Here is an 18,179-nt window from a genome sequence, read left to right on the forward strand (position 1 = left end):
TCATTGATAATTGCTTACTGAACATTGTTAATTGACCATTGAAAATAATATGTCCGAACAAAAACGACTTTTTCTACTTGACGCCTACGCCCTGATCTTTAGGGGTTATTACGCCCTCATCAAAAACCCGCGGATCAATTCCAAAGGAATGGACACCTCCGCCATCATGGGGTTTGTAAACTCCCTTTTTGATGTGATCAAACGTGAACAGCCCGATCATTTGGCCGTAGCTTTTGACAAGGGTGGCAGCGTGGAGCGCACCGAACTTTTTGAGGATTACAAGGCCAACCGGGACGAGACTCCGGACGCCATCCGCATTGCGGTGCCTTACATTCAGGATATCCTCAAGGCCATGAAGATTCCTATTGTGGAGTTGGAAGGATATGAGGCCGATGACCTTATCGGGACCATAGCCAAACAGGCCGAAAAAGAGAATTACAAGGTCTTTATGGTGACCCCGGACAAGGATTTTGGGCAATTGGTGAGCGAGAACATTTTTATGTACCGCCCAGCGCGAATGGGCAACGGCATAGAAATCTGGGGTATCCCCGAAGTGCAAAAACGCTTCGGCGTGAAACGTCCGGAACAGGTAATCGATTATCTGGGAATGATGGGTGATGCCAGTGACAATATTCCCGGACTGCCCGGTGTGGGCGACAAGACCGCCAAGAAGTTTTTGGAAGACTTTGATTCCTTGGAAGGATTGTTGGCCAACACGGATAAGCTCAAGGGCAAAATGAAAGAAAAAGTGGAGGAAAACGCCGAGCTCGGCCGTTTGTCACGCCAATTGGCCGAAATCAAAATTGATTGCGATGTGCAATTCCATGCCGAGGACTACGAAATGTGTCCGCCCGATTCCGAAAAAGTACAGGAAATCTTCGAGGAGCTTGAGTTCCGTAGGTTGAAGGAACAGTTCATCAAAATATTCTCCGGGGAAGTTGAGGCCAGCGCTCCCGTGACCAGCACCGAAACTGCCAAACAGGAGGCCAAAGTGGCCGGAAGTGGTCAATTTACCCTTTTTGGGGGCGATCCCGCCGAGGCAGCGGCCACCATCAAGGACCATAGCGGCCGAAAGACCGTTGCCGATGTGCCTCATTTTTATCAGACCGTGCAACATGGATTGGGCATGGAACTGTTCTTGGAAATGCTCCTGAAACAGCCCACCGTCTGTTTTGATACGGAGACCACCTCCATCAACCCCTTGGAGGCCGAACTGGTGGGGATTGCCTTTAGCTGGTCGCCCGGCAAGGGATTTTACGTCCCTTTTCCCGAAGGGAAAAACGATGCCATGCCCCTCATTGAAAAATTGCGTCCCTTCTTTGAATCGGAGAGCATTGAAAAGGTGGGGCAAAACCTCAAGTACGACATCAAAGTGATGCAGAATTATGGCGTGGAGGTCAAGGGCAAGTTGTTCGATACCATGCTGGCGCACTACCTCATCAACCCCGATATGCGGCACAACATGGACGTACTGGCAGAGACCTACCTCAACTACACGCCCGTTTCCATAACCGAGCTTATTGGCAAAAAGGGCAAGAACCAGCTCAGCATGCGACAGGTGCCTTTGGAAAAACAAACGGAATATGCCGTGGAGGATGCCGACATCACCTTTCAATTGGGACTTCACTTTGCCCCGGAACTGAAAGAGGCCCATACGGACAAACTGTTCGAAGACATTGAAGTGCCCCTGCTCCGCGTCTTGGCCGATATGGAACGGGAAGGCATCAATCTGGATGAGGACTACCTAAAAGACCTCTCCACTGCCCTCGAGACGGACATTGCAGAACTGGAAAAGAACATCTACGAGCAGGCCGGGGAGCAATTCAATATTGCCTCTCCCAAACAGTTGGGTGACATCCTTTTTGACAAGCTGAAACTGGTGGACAAACCCAAAAAGACCAAAACGGGACAGTACTCCACCGCGGAGGACGTGCTCTCCTATCTGGCCAAGGACCATGAGATCATCCAAAATGTGTTGGACTACCGCGGACTGGCCAAACTCAAAAGCACCTACGTGGACGCCCTGCCCAATGAAGTGCAAAAAGAAACGGGCCGCGTACACACGGACTATATGCAGACCGTGGCCGCCACAGGTCGATTGAGCAGCAACAACCCCAACCTGCAGAACATCCCCATCCGTACCGAACGGGGAAGGCAGGTGCGCAAGGCCTTTATCCCACGGGATGAAAACTACGTATTGCTCGCCGCGGATTACTCCCAGATAGAGTTACGCATCATTGCGGCCCTGAGCGAGGAGGACACCATGATCTCCGCCTTTAAGCATGGGGAGGATATCCACGCCTCCACGGCATCCAAGGTATTCAATGTGCCGATTGAGGAAGTGACCCGCGAACAGCGTAGCAACGCCAAAACGGTGAACTTTGGAATCATTTATGGGGTATCGGCCTTTGGGTTGAGCAACCAAACGGACCTGAGCCGTACCGAGGCCAAGGACCTCATAGACACCTATTACAAGACCTATCCCAAACTGCGCAACTACATCAGTGAGCAGATAGATTTTGCCCGTGACCACGGCTATGTGCAGACCATTTTGGGCCGAAGACGCTATTTAAAGGACATTAACGCCGGGAACCAGGTGGTGCGTGGCGCTGCGGAGCGAAACGCCGTGAACGCGCCCATTCAGGGGAGTGCGGCGGACATCATCAAGATTGCCATGATCAACATCCACAAAAAGCTTTCCGAAGGAAAGTACAAGACCAAGATGTTGTTGCAGGTGCACGATGAATTGGTGTTCGATTGCTACAAGCCCGAACTGGACGAGATGAAAAAACTCATCAAGGCCGAAATGGAAAACGCCTATAAACTCTCCGTGCCCTTGGATGTGGAAGTGGGTGTGGGCGAGAACTGGCTGGAGGCGCATTGATTTATAATAATTTGTATATTGGGTCTTAGTTGTCATTTATAACCTCATGGCAATCAGCTCCAAAAATTATTATTTTGCAATTATAAGCAATGGTAGAAAAAGCATTTATAACGGCTGATGTTTTAGTATGGGCTAGAGAGTCTGCAAAAATCTCTGTGGAAAATGCTGCCAAAAAATCTTCCGTATCGCCTGAAAGATACTTGACATGGGAAAAAGGAAATGATTTCCCTACCATAAGACAAGCAAAAATCTTAGCAAAGTATTTTAGAAGGCCATTTTCTCTTTTATTCCTACCAGAAGTTCCTAAAGATTTCCATCCTTTGGAAGATTATCGCAGAAATGATTCCCTAGAACTGGATACGGCATCCTTGTTCATTATTCGAGATATCCAAGAAAAACAGAGTTGGATCAGTGAGCTCTATGAGGAAATTGGAGAAGAAGTTCTGCCCTTTGTGGGCAAATACACAATGAACGATAACCCAGAAGTTATTGCGCAAAACATCTTGAACACTCTCAAGATCAATCCTGCCAACTATCAAAAAACACCTATAAACGAATGGATTGAGAAAGCAGAAATGGCAGGAATATTTGTTTCCCGTGCAGGTTATCTTCATTCAAAATTAACACTGAACAATGACTTAATACAAGGGTTTGCAATTGCAGACAAGTTTGCTCCTTTTGTTTTTGTCAACTCAAAAAATAATTGGAAGGCTCCTCAGCTTTTTACCTTAGTCCATGAATTAGCACATATATGGATAGCGAAATCAGGAATATCCAATGAGACTGATATGGATTTCACGGACAAACCAAAATCAAAATTCCATCCTGTGGAATTATTCTGCAATCAAGTTGCAGCCAGTGCTTTAATGCCTAGAGAAATTGTTCTGCATTTAGGCAAGGATACTTTCGAGTCTCAAAATAAAGTCTTCAAGCAGGCAAAAGAACTTGGTATCAGTTCTTTTGCTCTTTTGGTCAGAGCTTTGAACTTAAATCTAATCTCCAATACAGAATATCAAGAGTTAAAATTGGATGCCCAAAAGGAATTTGAAAAATTTTTAGAGAAGGAAAGAATCAAAAAAGAAAAACAAAAAGAAAGAAAAGGTGGGCCAGACACTTATTTACTTCGCTTAGCCAAGAACAGTAAATTATTCACAAGAATCGTTATGGACACTTTCAACAATGGCTCTTTGCAACCTTCAATTGCCAGCAACCTTCTGAACACACAAACAAACAAATTCTCAAAATTTGAAAAACTGCTTACGTGATGTTCGAAAACGAGAAAGCAGTATATTGTATAGATGCCAACATTCTTATTCAGGCATGGCAGAAATATTACTCTCCAGAAATTTGTCCATCCTATTGGGATGTACTTAACGAACTAGGACGAAGAGGTATAATTTTCATCCCCGAACTAGTTTATGAAGAAATCAAAAAAGGAGAAGACGATCTCTTTGAATGGCTCAAAAAGAGTGACATTCCAATCAAAAAAATTGATGGCCAGGTCACCCATTGCCTTAAACAAATTTATGAGTCAAACCCGAAACATAAATTCTTGGTATCCAGCAATGGAATTCACTCTTTAGCCGACCCTTGGGTAATTGCACACGCAATCAAAGAAAAAGCCATTGTGGTCACTAAGGAGACAAAGGACTTCTTTAAAAAGCAAACGAAGATCAAAATCCCTCACGTTTGCGAAAACATGAAGGTTGATTGGATTGACGATTTCGAGTTCATAAAGAAAATGAACATAAAATTTATTTGTCAATCTGGATAAAACACAAATCTTCCCCCAAACCCAAATCCTACAAAATGCTATCTTTAGAACATGGACATTAAACTCACCAAAGCCGAAAAGATCAAAATCCTCAACGCTTTCGATATTTATGGCATCATGCAGCGCATTCTGTTGCGTGAGGACAAGATAGACCAGGACCGCGAGCACTTTTGGGTGATCGGGCTGGCCAACAACAACCGCATCCTCTTTATAGAGCTGATCAGTCTGGGCACGGTGAACCGCGCCCTGGCCGAACCCATGGAGGTCTTTAGCCTGGCGCTCCAGAAAAGGGCCGTAAAGATCGTTCTGTGCCACAACCACCCATCGGGCGAGCTGGTGCCCACCGAGGTGGACAAGGACATTACCGACCGCCTTATACAAGTGGGCATTATTGTGAACACCGAGGTGCTGGACCACTTGATCATTACCACCGAGAGCTACGTGAGCTTTAAGAACATGGGGCTAATGGAAGAACTGGCCGAAAGCACCCAGTACGTGCCCAACTACGTGCTCAAGGAACGCTATAAAAAAGAGGCCGCAGCCATGGCCCAACGAAAACGGGAAATTGAGATAGCCCGGCAGATGAAGGCAAAGGGCATGGACGTGGAGACCATTTCCGAAATCACCGGCCTTACCGTGGAAGAAGTGAAAAAGTTGCGGGGGAAGCGGAAATAGTTAAAATTAAAGTCCCCAAAGAGACTTAAAACCAATAACATTGATCTAAAAACAATGGAAAGTGTCTTAAAATTTTTTCTTGGTGTTTTCTTGATAATAATCGCAATTATCTGGTTCAGATATGAAAGAAAACAATTCTTAAAGGAAAGGGAAAATAAAAGATATATTTCAGCCTCATTCACTTTAGAATTTTTAATTGGAGCTTTAGCTCTTTGTGGCATAGGCATTAGATTGATTTATGACTCATTCCAATAATAATACATCAATTTTATACCTTTTGTTGAACGCAAAAAGAGGCTGTAAGGTCATTTATGACTTAGGTTTTGGTCTCAACCAAAAACGTAATGGAAATAGAACGTTGGTAATACTGGACCAAAATCAGGAATCCATGACCCAATAATATCAATTCCTTGAAAAAAGATACCACCTCCATATCATTCCTATCCATATCCATAGCGTATACTATCGGATTGCTGTATTTTGCAGTTACAGAGACCATTAAAAACGGAGAGGTCGATGATTTTGGGGTCATCATATTTTGGTCCGCGATCTTTGAATTGGTTGCGTGGGCGGTTTTCTTGGTGTATCCCCTGAAAAAATTGAATCATAAAAGCGCCCTTTTCTCACCTCTGATCTTCCCTTTCCTGACCACCTTTTATTCGTTGGTGGTGTTCACTTTACTTATAGGTTGGGCCTTTTTTCCAAATCAATATTATAATGTTTTTGAGGTTGCTGCAGTAGTTGGATTCAGCTTCGGGTTGATTTATGTTATTCTTATAAAGAATGAACGATTTAGTGGATTTTTCAGCGGAAGGGTCCTCAACCGATTCTTTTTGCTTTATCCATTTATCTTTATCGTACTTTTTTTATGGGTTTTTCCAACGATAATGCCTTCTTGGGCATTTAGATTTATGCCGGACAAAACACGAAGTGAAATAATTGAACAAACCATACCCCAATTTAAAGTGGGTGATAAATTTGGAGCATTGCAAAGATCTTTGCCCGGTTATTTTGATTTTATTGAAAATGGTAACGGAAACCACTTTGCACAAGTAGGAGGTTTTTCTTTTGTCATTGAAGTAAAGAACAATAAAATAATACGACTAGAGCATTCCAAACAGGATAACCCTGACTTCACCATCTATGGAAACACAAAACATTGAACTTCTCTATTTTACGGGCAAAACCTGTGGGGTCTGCAAAGTGCTAAAACCAAAGTTGCTGGAAGCCGTTCAGGAAAATTTTCCCAAGGTGGCCATTCGTGTGGTGGATGTGGAGGAGGAAGTGGAGTTTACCGGGCAATCCATGGTCTTCACGCTGCCGGTCGTAATCCTCAAGGCAGACCACAAAGAAATGTACCGCTTTGCACGCAGTTTTTCAGTGTATGAAGTCTTACAAAAACTCAAGCGCCTGAGTGGGGAATAAGTTTTTTTGCCCTGAAAAAAACTACGCAGTCACACCCCTAAAATTTCCATCAACGGATTGAACAATGTATACCTTCGTTCCAAAATCCATCGAGTATAAAACGGGGCCACACAACCAAAGGAGAAACCCCAAGAAACCATACCTTTGCATGGTGCCAAAAAAACCTGTTGGAAACCGTATAAATGGTGTTAATGTCAGTATAGCATGAATTGGATCATCTTGATCGTTGCCGGATTGTTTGAAGTAGCTTTTGCATTCTGTTTGGGAAAGGCAAAAGAGACCACAGGAACCGATATGTATTTATGGTACGCAGGGTTTCTGATAGCACTTGCCATAAGCATGGGACTTCTTGTAAAAGCTACCCAGACCTTGCCCATAGGAACGGCCTACGCCGTTTGGACAGGGATTGGGGCCGTTGGTACGGTCTTGATCGGAATCTTGGTCTTCAAGGAGCCCACCACGTTTTTGCGACTTCTTTTCCTCACCACTTTGGTCATCTCCATCATTGGCCTTAAAATGGTGTCCCACTAAAGGGAATCACCTCATTTTCATGTCAATTCTGGGCGGCCATAAAGGGTTTGTACAGGTGTGGTTTCCATTATTTATTGGACCGCATTATTCCAAAAAACCGATCCAACAATTTTATACCTTCAACTAAAAATTCAAGAGTATAAAATGATTCATCCAGATACAGAATTAAAGTTTATAAGCAATGAGATCGGCTATGGCGTAGTGGCCACCAAGTTCATCTCCGCGGGCACCATCACATGGGTCTTGGACCGCTTGGACCGCGAGTTCACCCCTTTGGAACTCCAACAAATGGACCCCATCTACCAAAACATCTTGGATACCTACACCTTTCGCAACAACAAGGGCAATTACATCCTTTGTTGGGACAATGGGCGGTACGTGAACCACAGTTTCAACTCCAATTGCTTGACCACGGCCTACGATTTTGAAATCGCCATCCGTGACATACAGCCCGGGGAGCAACTGACGGACGATTATGGCTACCTTAACATTCCCCTGCCCTTTAGGGCAGCCGATGAGGGCACCCGCCGCAAGATCGTGTACCCGGACGACCTGCGGAAATACTACAAGGTCTGGGACAAAAAAATTGAAAAGGTGTTCGGCCACATCACCAAACGGCAACAACCCCTTCGCCCCTTGCTCCCCGAAGCACTGTGGGACAAAATTGAGGGCATTGTGGCCGGCAAGGAGGAACTGGAATCCATCCTTTCCAATTTTTACAACGGGGAAAACGCATAACCCTCCAAGGGTTTTGTACAATCCATCCCCAAAAAACAACAGTTGGGGTATTTACATTGCATAAACATGGTGGTGGGTTTTAGTTTTGAAGCATAAACTAAATCAACCAACATGGAACAGGCCATTACCATCTTGATCTACATCCATGCCTTTTTTGGCGGGGTGGGACTGCTCACCGGTATTGGGAGCATTATTGTAAAAAAGGGAAGCTCCCTGCACAAAAAGTTGGGCAGGGTGTTCTCCTATGCCATGATAACAAGTTCGTCCATGGCCATGTTCATTTCCCAAATGCCCAACCACAAAAACCTATTCCTGTTTCTTATTGGGCTGTTCACCATTTATATGGTGCTGGCCGGGAACAGGGCCCTCACCTTTAAGGACAGGACCAAGAAAAAGGCCGATTTTCGGGATAAATCCATTTCGGGCCTGATGTTGGCCGCATCTGTGGTTATGATCGTGATCGGAAGCATTGGGGTATTCCAACAACTGGACGGGGCCGTTCTCTATATTTTCTTTGGAGGGTTTGGCGCTTTTCTTTCGCTCAGTGATTTTTGGATGTTCCGAACCTTTTCCAAGAAGAAAAATGCTTGGCTCATCAGTCATTTAGGGCGAATGAATGGAGCTTTGATCGCATCCATAACGGCATTTCTGGTGGTGGGTACGGGCATACAATCGCTCATCGTCTGGATTGCTCCCACCGTGTTGGGCACCCTTTACACCACCTATTGGAACATAACGATCAGACGGCCCAAAGGCAAATCTGCGCAAGCGTAGGTCTTAGCAATCCCGATCATTAGTATCTTTAGGGCAGTTCATGAAAGAAGTGCTGCAACACATATTGCCCAAGGACAAAGTGGAACAACTGCTCGCCATAGGTCAGGTGAAAACCCTACAAAAGGGCGATTACTTTGTCCGGGCGGGGGAAATCCCCAAAGGCTTTGCCTTTGTAAAATCGGGACTGTTCAGATATGTGTACATCACCCCCAAGGGGAACGAGTTCACCAAGGGCATCATCATGGAGCATGATTTTATCAGCTCCTATTCGGCCATGACCTCCAATGCCCCCTCCCATTTTTTTATCGAGGCGATGGAGGATGCCGAGATATTGGTCATTCCCTACCCAAAATGGCTCGCTCTTTTTGAAACGGATGTGTTTTGGGTTAAATTTTTACTGAAATCCATTGAAAAAGGATTTTCCAAAAAAGAAAAAAGGGAACGGGACCTCTTGGTCTTGAATGCCGAAACCCGATATCTGGATTTTTTAGAGGAATATCCCAATATCGACAAAAGGATCAACCAGACCATTATTGCCTCCTATCTGGGCATACAGCCGGAAAGCCTCAGTCGAATCCGGAAAAATATGCAGACTTAACATACATCAATGCCGTGCCGGTTCCACCGATTTACTTTTGGTGCGTATCAACTGTAAATGCAAAAAACATGAAACTATCCGGCAACACCATTTTAATCACGGGCGGAAGTTCGGGCATTGGCCTTGAACTCAGCAAACGCCTGATCAACAACCAGAACAAGGTCATTATCTGTGGGCGTTCCCCACAAAAGTTGGAACGGGCCAAAGCGCAGCTTCCCCAACTGGAAACCATACAATGTGACCTCTCCCAAAAAGAGCAATGCAAAGCATTGGCCCTAGAAGTGATGGAGAAGTATCCCAAAATCAATGTACTCATCAACAATGCAGCCTTGGTCCATAAGGTTGATTTTTTAACCACGGACCACATTATGGAGATGGCTGAACAAGAAGTGGAAACAAATTTTTTGGCCCCGCTTCGCCTGATCCATTTTCTGTATCCGCAATTACAACAAAACGCAGATGCACACATCATCAATGTAACCACCGGCCTCATTTATACCCCACGCACCGATTACCCTTTTTACAATGCCACCAAAGCGGCCCTCCACTCCTTCACCCAAGTCTTCCGGAGCAAAACGAAAAAAGGCAAGGTACGGACCATTGAGGTCATGTTCCCTGCGGTGAACACCCCATGGCACAAGGGAAATCCGCCCAAGATTGCCATCTCCACGGAAAAAGCTGTTGATGGAATGCTGGCAGGGCTACAAAAAGGCCGTCCCGAGGTGAGGATTGCAGGGGTAAAACTGCTCTACAAAATTTCAAGGATTGCCCCAAAGTTCGCTTTCAACAAAATAAACGGACTGGCCGATGCTTGATTCCACATCCGCCCCAACCCCCAAAATCAAAAAAGGCACCCCGAGAGGTGCCTTTTCCATTTGCTCAAAACATGTTAGTTGCCAAAACTGTTGGCCAATCTTGGTTTGGGACTTTTGCTCCCTTTAAACAAATCCGACAGCGGTTTAAAGTGACGCTTCCACTGGTAGGGAGCAAAGTCAAACCATAATTTTGCTTCCGCCAATTCCTTTCCATCAATTTCAAAGCCATTTTCCACGGCAAAGTCCAAGCTGTCAAAAGAGTTGGCAGATTCTTCCACTCCATCCCTATAGATGAACTGGTTGCCCCATCCCGCCAAATAAAAGCGAAGGGCGGTATATTTTCCTTTGGGTAGGGCCAGCAGGCTCTTGGAGCGCAAGAAACATCCCGAAGGGATACCTTTAAGTACCACGGGGTTCTGTCCTGGGAAATCCACTACCTGGTGTTCTTTCCCATCCGCATCCACGGCTGCCAATTTTACAATGTTCAGGGTCATTTCAGAAACTTTGAGCGAGGTAGCGGCATTGTTTTTCATGATCAACTCCTTGCTTCCGTTCTGTGGTGCGTACCAATCGGCCATGATGCTGGGCGTAAAAGGTACTGTGCTCCATATTGTTGGATAAAATCTTGTCTTTTTCATAATCCTGTATATTAAAATTATACAAGGGCAAAGTTGCGGTGGATTTGAAATGCGTGCGTCCATAGAATTCACCAGTTTCTATGCTGTATTACCCATATGATGGATTTTAGGCTTATTTTAGGTTAAAATTTTGTAAACCATCCTTTCTTTGTGACCCAACAACCGCTCAAAACCTTATGAAAATCAACTACTTTTTCCTGCTTTTGGCCTTGGCTGCCGAAATCATCGGCACCATCGGTGGTTTTGGGTCTTCGGTCTTTTTTGTGCCCTTGGGCAATTTTTATTTTGATTTCTATTCGGTGTTGGGCATGACGGCCATTTTCCATCTGTCCAGCAACCTGAGCAAGATCTTTTTGTTCAAGAAAGGGTTGGACAAAAAACTGTTGCTGTACATTGGGGTTCCGTCCGTATTTTTTGTGATTGCCGGAGGATTTCTTTCAAAACTGGTGGATGGCTATGCCCTTACCGTGGTTCTGGGGGTTTTCTTGGTGGTCTTTAGCCTACTGTTCCTCATTAAAAGAGAGATCGTGGTGCTCCCCAACAAAAAAAATGCCGTAATCGGGGGAACACTTTCGGGCTTCTCCGCAGGGCTTTTGGGAACCGGTGGTGCCATACGGGGATTGACCATGGCCGCTTTCAATCTAGAAAAGCATGCGTTTATTGCCACTTCGGCCTTTATTGATTTTATGATTGATTTTTCCCGGACTTTTGTCTATTACAATAATGGCTATATTGGAAACCAAGAACTCACCTACCTGCCTTTTTTGTTTGCCATTGGATTGATTGGCACCTATTTGGGCAAAAGGATACTGGCCTACATCCCACAGGATAAATTTAGGAGCTTGAGCCTGCTGTTCATTCTCCTGATTGGTCTGGCAACCTTGATACAGGTGATGGTGGCGAAGTGATCTTAACTTTGCTCGTAGTTCTCCCCTATTTGGTCCAAGACCTTTAAAAAGGTCTCAAACTCGTTTGGCCCCAGATTTTTGACTGCCGATTTTCGTAAGACAAGTGCATGTGGCAATACTAAGTCAATGACCTCTTGGCCCTTTGGGGTAAACTCCAACTTATATCGCTTTTGGTCGCCATCAAAACGGGTCTTGGCAATCCAGCCCTTGCGTTCCAAGCCCCCAATGACCCGTGAAGTTGTGGCCCTGTTCCGGAAATTACTGCGGACAATATCCCGTTGGCTGGCTTCATCGCCCAACTCATAGATGCGGTGCAAGATTACCCATTGCTCAATGGTCATTTCCACCCCTAAACTCTCAAAAGCCCTTAAATAGGCATCCTGAATCTTGCGAAGGACCAAATCCAAATGCAATCCAATCCCCTGTATTTCATCTATGTGGTTAAGCATCTATTCTGTATTCCAACAAAAATAGGGATTCCCTTTTTATAGCTCCTGCCCTTCCCTTGGACAGGGCTCCCAATTTTAGCTTAAAAATTAACGAGGAAAACGTTTTCGTTCTTCAAAATTATTTATTTTTGTTGCATTGACAACAAAATTAATTGAGAACTCAAAATATTCATCATCATGGAAACATCAACACTTCACAAAACATCCGATCAAACAACGGACTTTATGCCCATCAATGGTACGGATTATATTGAGCTTTATGTGGGTAACTCCAAACAGGCCGCCCATTTCTATAAAACGGCTTTTGGTTTTCAATCCTTGGCCTATGCCGGTCTGGAAACCGGATTGAAAGATCGTGAAAGCTATGTGGTGGTACAGGATAAAATCCGATTGATCCTTACCTCCCCTTTAAAAAGTGGCACCAAGATCGGCGAGCACATAGACACGCATGGCGATGGGGTAAAAGTGGTGGCCCTTTGGGTTGATGACGCTACCTACGCCTACAACGCTGCCATGGAGCGTGGCGCCAAATCGTACATGGAGCCTAAAGTGGAAGAAGATGCCACCGGTAAGGTGGTACGCTCCGGCATATACACCTACGGGGAAACCGTTCATATTTTTGTAGAACGCAAAGATTACGATGGGGTATTCCTTCCTGGCTTCAAAAAGTGGGAAACCCCGGATTACAATCCCACTTCCACTGGCCTAAAATATGTTGATCATATGGTGGGCAATGTGGATTGGAACAAAATGAACCACTGGGTTGGTTTCTATGAAAACGTCTTGGGGTTCAAGAACATCCTTTCGTTTGACGACAAGGACATTTCCACCGAATATACCGCCTTGATGAGCAAGGTGATGAGCAACGGCAACGGCCGTATCAAGTTTCCCATCAACGAACCTGCCGAAGGGAAGAAAAAATCACAGGTAGAGGAGTACCTTGATTTTTATGAGGGGGAAGGGGTACAGCACATTGCCGTGGCCACGGATGATATCATCCAGACCGTTCGGGACCTTAGAAGCCGTGGGGTTGAATTCCTACGTGTGCCAGACACTTACTACGAGGCCGTGACTGACCGTGTGGGCAAAATAGATGAAGATATTGCTCCTTTGAAAGAGCTGGGTATTTTGGTGGACCGTGATGATGAGGGCTATTTGCTACAGATCTTCACCCGCCCCGTGGAACCCAGACCCACCATGTTCTTCGAAATCATTCAAAGAAAGGGCGCACAATCATTTGGAAAAGGTAACTTTAAGGCACTGTTCGAAGCCATTGAGCGCGAACAAGAGCTTCGGGGAACATTGCATTAATAGTTGTAAATTATAAATATTGAATTTTAAGTAGGGCAGTGTACCCACTATTCAACACTTAGCACTGATAACTTAAAACTTAAAAAATGCCTATCTATCATAAACTCGGGAAAATCCCACAAAAGCGGCACACCCAATTTGAGAAACCCAAGGGCGGGCTCTATTATGAGCAATTGTTCGGCACTATAGGTTTTGATGGGATGTCTTCCCTACTTTACCATATCCATCGCCCCACGCAGGTCAAGGAGATTGGCAAGGCCGTTGATGTACGTCCAAAGATTGCCGTGGACAAGAACATCACCAGCCGCAAGCTCATTGGTTTTGATGTAGCACCCAAGGACGATTTCTTGGAATCCCGGGAACCGCTTTTGGTCAACAATGATGTCCATATTGGACTGGCAGCTCCCAGAAAATCCCTTACGGAGTATTTCTATAAAAATGCCGATGCGGATGAGATGCTGTTCATTCACAAAGGTTCTGGGACCTTGAAGACCTTTTTGGGAAACATCCCTTTTGAATATGGGGACTACCTCATCATTCCCCGCGGAATGATTTATCAGATTGAGTTTGACACGGAGGACAATCGCATCCTCTATGCCGAATCCTTTCACCCCATGTATACCCCAAAGCGGTACCGGAATTGGTTCGGGCAGTTGTTGGAACATTCGCCTTTCTGCGAACGGGACTATAAATTGCCTCAAGATTTGGAGGCCCATGATGAGACCGGTGATTTTCTGATAAAGATCAAAAAGGAGGGCATGTTGCACCAATTGGTCTATGCCAGCCATCCTTTTGATGTTGTGGGTTGGGACGGGTACAATTATCCGTACGGTTTTTCCATTCATAATTTTGAACCCATTACGGGTCGGGTACACCAACCGCCCCCAGTACACCAGACTTTTGAGACCAGTGCCTTTGTGGTATGTTCCTTCTGTCCAAGGCTGTACGATTATCATCCAAAGGCCATTCCGGCACCCTACAACCACTCCAACATAGATTCTGATGAGGTATTGTACTACGTGGATGGTGATTTTATGAGTCGCACCGGAATCGGACCGGGATATATTTCACTGCATCCTGCCGGAATTCCACACGGACCACACCCTGGAACCTACGAAGCCAGTATTGGTAAAAAGGGCACCGAGGAACTCGCCGTGATGATAGACACCTTTAAACCCTTGAAGATAACCGAAAATGCGCTCAAGATTGACGATGGCAAGTATTACAAATCTTGGGTGGAGTAAAATTAAAGTACGGTCATTTCGAAATGAGTCCTGATGTCATTGGGACGATTGGGAATTCTGGAATTGAGATTTCTCACGTTCGTTCGAAATGACAACAATAAGAAAAAGAACATCAATGATCATAGATATCCCTGAAAATTCAGACTTTTCCATCCATAACATCCCTTTTGGGATTTTTTCCACCAAAGACCGAAGCCCACGGGCCGGGGTTGCCATAGGAGACCACATTTTGGACTTGGTCGCTGTGGGGGAATTGGATGTTTTCGATTTCAACGTGGCCGTTTTGGAGCGGGAAGACCTTAACGATTTTATTTCCTTGGGAAAAGAAATCACCTCAAGGGTCCGGAAAAAAATCCAATATTGGCTCAAGGACGATACTTCCCCATTGGCGGGAAAACCGGAGTTGTTCGTGAAACAATCCGAAGCACAAATGCACATGCCGGTCTGCGTTGGCGATTATACCGACTTTTACTCCAGTATTGAGCACGCCACCAATGTGGGCAAAATGTTCCGCGACCCCGAAAATGCCCTTCTGCCCAACTGGAAGCACATTCCTGTGGGCTATCATGGCCGGGCCAGTTCCATTGTGGTGAGCGGCCAACCCATTCACAGGCCCAAAGGGCAGACCTTACCGAAAGACTCGGACACTCCTGTTTTTGGACCCTCCCAACGACTGGACTTTGAACTGGAAATGGGGTTTGTAGTAGGTAAGAATACTGATTTAGGCGAGAGTGTATCCACCAAGGAGGCAGAAGACTACATTTTTGGACTGGTTTTGTTCAATGACTGGTCGGCACGGGATATCCAAAAATGGGAATATGTGCCGTTAGGGCCATTCTTGGCCAAAAACTTTGCCTCTTCCATTTCCCCTTGGATCGTTACTTTGGATGCTTTGGAACCGTTTCGATTAGCCGGTCCAGAACAAGAGCCCAAAGTGCTCCCTTATTTGGAGTATGAAGGAGAAAAAAACTACGACATCAACCTTGAAGTGGGCATCACCCCGGATGGAGGTGATGAAACCACTGTTTGCCATAGCAATTTCAAATACATGTATTGGAACATGGCCCAACAATTGGCACACCACACTGTGAATGGTTGCAACATTCATGTGGGCGATATGATGGCCTCCGGTACCATTTCCGGAAAAGATGAAAACTCCTATGGTTCTATGTTGGAGCTGGCCTGGATGGGTACCAAACCCGTAAAACTGAACGATGGTTCCGAGCGCAAGTTCATCAATGATGGGGATACCGTGACCCTTCGCGGTTATGCACAAAAAGAAGCCATACGGGTTGGTTTTGGAACCGTTTCCACTAAAGTATTGCCCGCAAAATGATCAAGACTGTAGACCCCAACCAAATTTCGCAACCTGAGCTCCACAGTATCATGCTCACTGCAGTGGCCCCAAGGCCCATTTGCTTTGCCAGTACCGTGGATAAGGAAGGCAATGTAAACCTGAGCCCGTTCAGTTTCTTCAATGTATTTAGTTCCAATCCGCCTGTGATGATATTTTCTCCCTCACGCAGCGGTAGGGACAATAGTTTAAAACACACCCACGAGAATGTCAAGGAAGTCCCCGAAGTGGTCATCAATATTGTCAACCATGATATGGTGGAACAGATGTCCTTGTCCAGTACCACCTATGACAAAGGGGTAAACGAGTTTGTAAAGGCCGGCTTCACCCAAGTACCCAGTGAAAAAGTAAAACCTCCCCGCGTGGGCGAAGCCCCTGTTTCGTTTGAATGTAGTGTGATGGAAGTCATTGAACTGGCCCAAACCCCTGGCGCAGGAAATCTGATTATGGCCAAGGTGGAACTCATCCATATCAACGAAGCCTATTTTACCAATGGTATTTTGGACACCGAAAAATTGGATTTGGTGGGCCGTATGGGAGGCAGTTGGTATATCAGGGCCTCGAAGGATGCCCTTTTTGAAATCCCCAAACCACTTCGAACCAAAGGTATGGGCGTAGATGCGCTGCCCAAGGGCATTCGGGAAAGTGAGGTACTGACGGGAAACAATTTGGGACGATTGGGGAATATGGAACAGCTACCTTCCAAAGAGGATGTGGTGGACATTATCCAAGACCCAGAAGTAAAAACATTGTCCAAGATTGAGTTGCACCGCTTGGCACAACGAATTTTGGAAGAAGGAAATGCCCAGAGGGCCATGTCCATTTTATTGTACGCAGAAACGTTATAGTTCATGAAAAACGGAATAGAATCCATTTTTAAGGCCCATTTGGTCCCCAAAGAAGTATATCAAGGAGGTAAGAACATCCCTCCTTCCGACAAAAAAATATATAAACTTTCCTCCAACGAAAACCCATTGGGAGCTTCGCCCAAAGCGGTCGAGGCCATAAAAAAAGCCGCTGATCGGATTGATTTATACCCCGACCAGACCGATATCCGTCTCAGACAGGCCCTTGCCCAAGATTTTGATGACAAACTGAACGAAAATCAATTTCTCTGCGGGAATGGTGGCTCCGAAATCATTGATATGATCCTAAGGGCTTTCATCAATGAAGGGGACGAGGTCATTTATTCCAATCCCTGCTTTTTGCCATACTCGGTCTTTTCAAGGTGGTATGGCGCCAAACTTATTGATATCCCCTTGCTCCAACCCAACTACACTTTGGATGTCGAGGGAATTCTCAATGCTATTTCAGAACGGACCAAGGTCATTTTCTTGACCAGTCCCAACAATCCCACAGGGACTTACATTCCAAAATCGGTGATGGATGATTTCATCTCCCGTGTCCCCAAAAATATTGTGGTGGTGTTTGATGAGGTGTATCGTCATTTTGCCGATGCCGAAGACTACGTGACCGCACTCCCTTATGTGTTGGACGGTCATAATGTGATAGGTCTGAACAGCTTTTCAAAAACCTATGGTTTGGCAGGCCAACGTGTAGGCTATTGCTATACCACTGCCACTATTGCCAATTACATCCGGTTGATCCACAAACCCTTTTTGTTGCCCCAGACCTCGTTGGAAGCAGCTCTGGGCGCTTTAAATGACCATGGTTTTATTGAAAAAACGGTCCAAACCGTACAGGAAGGCCGAAAGTTTTTAGCCAAAGCCTTTGATGAAATGGGAATTACCCATTGGCCCAGTCAAGCTAACTTTTTCATCATAGACCCCCCGCTTCCTGAAATGGAATTTACCGATAGGATGATGGATGAAGGCATCATGGTACGGCCGGTCTCCCAATTTGGGGCTCCGGGAAAGGTACGCATTACCATAGGTGATGCCGAAGCGAATGAAACTTTGGTGAATGCGATGCGGAAGATTATGAATAAATAGTGCTTCGGCCATCCTCAAGATTCAATATATTATGAGAACCTGAAACCAGTTCAGGTTGACGAAAGAATTAAATTCTTTGCTTTTCTCAGAATAATAGCTCTATGTGAAG

At 45.4% G+C, this 18,179-nt stretch carries 19 protein-coding genes; 17 read left to right on the top strand and 2 right to left on the bottom strand.

The features are described 5' to 3' along the window. Nucleotides 1-49 precede the first annotated feature (49 nt). The 11 genes from polA (at nucleotide 50) to DN53_RS15005 (ending at nucleotide 10,214) form a co-directional block, all read left to right on the top strand. On the top strand, nucleotides 50-2,884 hold the full coding sequence (polA, locus tag DN53_RS14955) for a DNA polymerase I (RefSeq protein WP_129655532.1): 2,835 nt from the start codon (nucleotides 50-52) through the stop codon (nucleotides 2,882-2,884). 89 nt (nucleotides 2,885-2,973) lie between these two features. Then, entirely contained in the window at nucleotides 2,974-4,149 is a 1,176-nt protein-coding gene (locus tag DN53_RS14960; RefSeq protein WP_129655534.1) for an XRE family transcriptional regulator, read from the top strand. Continuing rightward, a complete protein-coding gene (locus tag DN53_RS14965) occupies nucleotides 4,149-4,658 on the top strand; it encodes a DUF4411 family protein (protein WP_129655536.1) in 510 nt (169 codons plus the stop codon). Before DN53_RS14960 ends, DN53_RS14965 begins: the two co-directional genes overlap by 1 nt. A 51-nt stretch (nucleotides 4,659-4,709) precedes the next feature. Further along, nucleotides 4,710-5,333 (top strand): JAB domain-containing protein, encoded by a 624-nt coding sequence (locus tag DN53_RS14970; protein ID WP_129655538.1) that lies wholly within the window; start codon nucleotides 4,710-4,712, stop codon nucleotides 5,331-5,333. 410 nt (nucleotides 5,334-5,743) lie between these two features. Beyond that, on the top strand, nucleotides 5,744-6,496 hold the full coding sequence (locus DN53_RS14975) for a hypothetical protein (RefSeq protein ID WP_129655540.1): 753 nt from the start codon (nucleotides 5,744-5,746) through the stop codon (nucleotides 6,494-6,496). Next, the gene (locus tag DN53_RS14980; protein WP_129655541.1) at nucleotides 6,477-6,758 is read left to right on the top strand and encodes a thioredoxin domain-containing protein; all 282 of its coding nucleotides are present in this window, start codon (nucleotides 6,477-6,479) and stop codon (nucleotides 6,756-6,758) included. The genes DN53_RS14975 and DN53_RS14980 overlap by 20 nt, the downstream gene beginning before the upstream one ends. Before the next feature lie 204 nt (nucleotides 6,759-6,962). Further along, nucleotides 6,963-7,289, top strand: coding sequence for a DMT family transporter (locus DN53_RS14985; RefSeq protein ID WP_129655543.1), 327 nt, complete (start codon nucleotides 6,963-6,965; stop codon nucleotides 7,287-7,289). Between the two features lie 144 nt (nucleotides 7,290-7,433). Then, complete coding sequence (locus DN53_RS14990; RefSeq protein ID WP_129655545.1) at nucleotides 7,434-8,027, top strand: SET domain-containing protein; 594 nt, start codon at nucleotides 7,434-7,436, stop codon at nucleotides 8,025-8,027. Nucleotides 8,028-8,138: 111 nt separating this feature from the next. After that, a complete protein-coding gene (locus tag DN53_RS14995) occupies nucleotides 8,139-8,801 on the top strand; it encodes a DUF2306 domain-containing protein (RefSeq protein WP_129655547.1) in 663 nt (220 codons plus the stop codon). Nucleotides 8,802-8,841: 40 nt separating this feature from the next. Continuing rightward, nucleotides 8,842-9,399, top strand: a complete 558-nt coding sequence (locus DN53_RS15000) for a Crp/Fnr family transcriptional regulator (protein ID WP_129655549.1) — start codon at nucleotides 8,842-8,844, stop codon at nucleotides 9,397-9,399. A gap of 68 nt (nucleotides 9,400-9,467) precedes the next feature. Next, nucleotides 9,468-10,214, top strand: coding sequence for an SDR family oxidoreductase (locus tag DN53_RS15005; RefSeq protein ID WP_129655551.1), 747 nt, complete (start codon nucleotides 9,468-9,470; stop codon nucleotides 10,212-10,214). Nucleotides 10,215-10,288: 74 nt separating this feature from the next. Here DN53_RS15005 and DN53_RS15010 read toward each other — a convergent pair whose 3' ends face one another. Continuing rightward, the gene (locus tag DN53_RS15010) at nucleotides 10,289-10,852 is read right to left on the bottom strand and encodes a hypothetical protein (RefSeq protein ID WP_129655553.1); all 564 of its coding nucleotides are present in this window, start codon (nucleotides 10,850-10,852) and stop codon (nucleotides 10,289-10,291) included. A gap of 176 nt (nucleotides 10,853-11,028) precedes the next feature. On the opposite strand from DN53_RS15010, the gene DN53_RS15015 reads away from it, so the two are divergent. After that, nucleotides 11,029-11,760 carry a sulfite exporter TauE/SafE family protein gene (locus tag DN53_RS15015; protein WP_129655555.1) on the top strand — a complete coding sequence of 244 codons (732 nt, stop codon included), beginning with the start codon at nucleotides 11,029-11,031 and terminating at the stop codon, nucleotides 11,758-11,760. Nucleotides 11,761-11,762: 2 nt separating this feature from the next. Here DN53_RS15015 and DN53_RS15020 read toward each other — a convergent pair whose 3' ends face one another. Further along, nucleotides 11,763-12,209, bottom strand: a complete 447-nt coding sequence (locus DN53_RS15020; RefSeq protein ID WP_129655557.1) for a MarR family winged helix-turn-helix transcriptional regulator — start codon at nucleotides 12,207-12,209, stop codon at nucleotides 11,763-11,765. Nucleotides 12,210-12,386: 177 nt separating this feature from the next. Between DN53_RS15020 and hppD the strand changes: the two genes are divergently transcribed. The 5 genes from hppD to hisC all read left to right on the top strand — a co-directional run bounded on the left by hppD (nucleotide 12,387) and on the right by hisC (nucleotide 18,070). Next, nucleotides 12,387-13,520, top strand: a complete 1,134-nt coding sequence (gene hppD, locus DN53_RS15025; protein WP_129655559.1) for a 4-hydroxyphenylpyruvate dioxygenase — start codon at nucleotides 12,387-12,389, stop codon at nucleotides 13,518-13,520. Nucleotides 13,521-13,606: 86 nt separating this feature from the next. Beyond that, a complete protein-coding gene (locus DN53_RS15030) occupies nucleotides 13,607-14,764 on the top strand; it encodes a homogentisate 1,2-dioxygenase (RefSeq protein WP_129655561.1) in 1,158 nt (385 codons plus the stop codon). 115 nt (nucleotides 14,765-14,879) lie between these two features. Next, nucleotides 14,880-16,100, top strand: coding sequence for a fumarylacetoacetase (fahA, locus tag DN53_RS15035; RefSeq protein ID WP_129655563.1), 1,221 nt, complete (start codon nucleotides 14,880-14,882; stop codon nucleotides 16,098-16,100). Beyond that, nucleotides 16,097-16,966 carry a flavin reductase family protein gene (locus DN53_RS15040; protein WP_129655564.1) on the top strand — a complete coding sequence of 290 codons (870 nt, stop codon included), beginning with the start codon at nucleotides 16,097-16,099 and terminating at the stop codon, nucleotides 16,964-16,966. Before fahA ends, DN53_RS15040 begins: the two co-directional genes overlap by 4 nt. 3 nt (nucleotides 16,967-16,969) lie before the next feature. After that, nucleotides 16,970-18,070 (top strand): histidinol-phosphate transaminase, encoded by a 1,101-nt coding sequence (gene hisC / locus DN53_RS15045; protein WP_129655566.1) that lies wholly within the window; start codon nucleotides 16,970-16,972, stop codon nucleotides 18,068-18,070. Nucleotides 18,071-18,179 lie beyond the last annotated feature (109 nt).

The organism is Flagellimonas olearia, assembly GCF_004150225.1.
Lineage (GTDB): Bacteria > Bacteroidota > Bacteroidia > Flavobacteriales > Flavobacteriaceae > Flagellimonas > Flagellimonas olearia.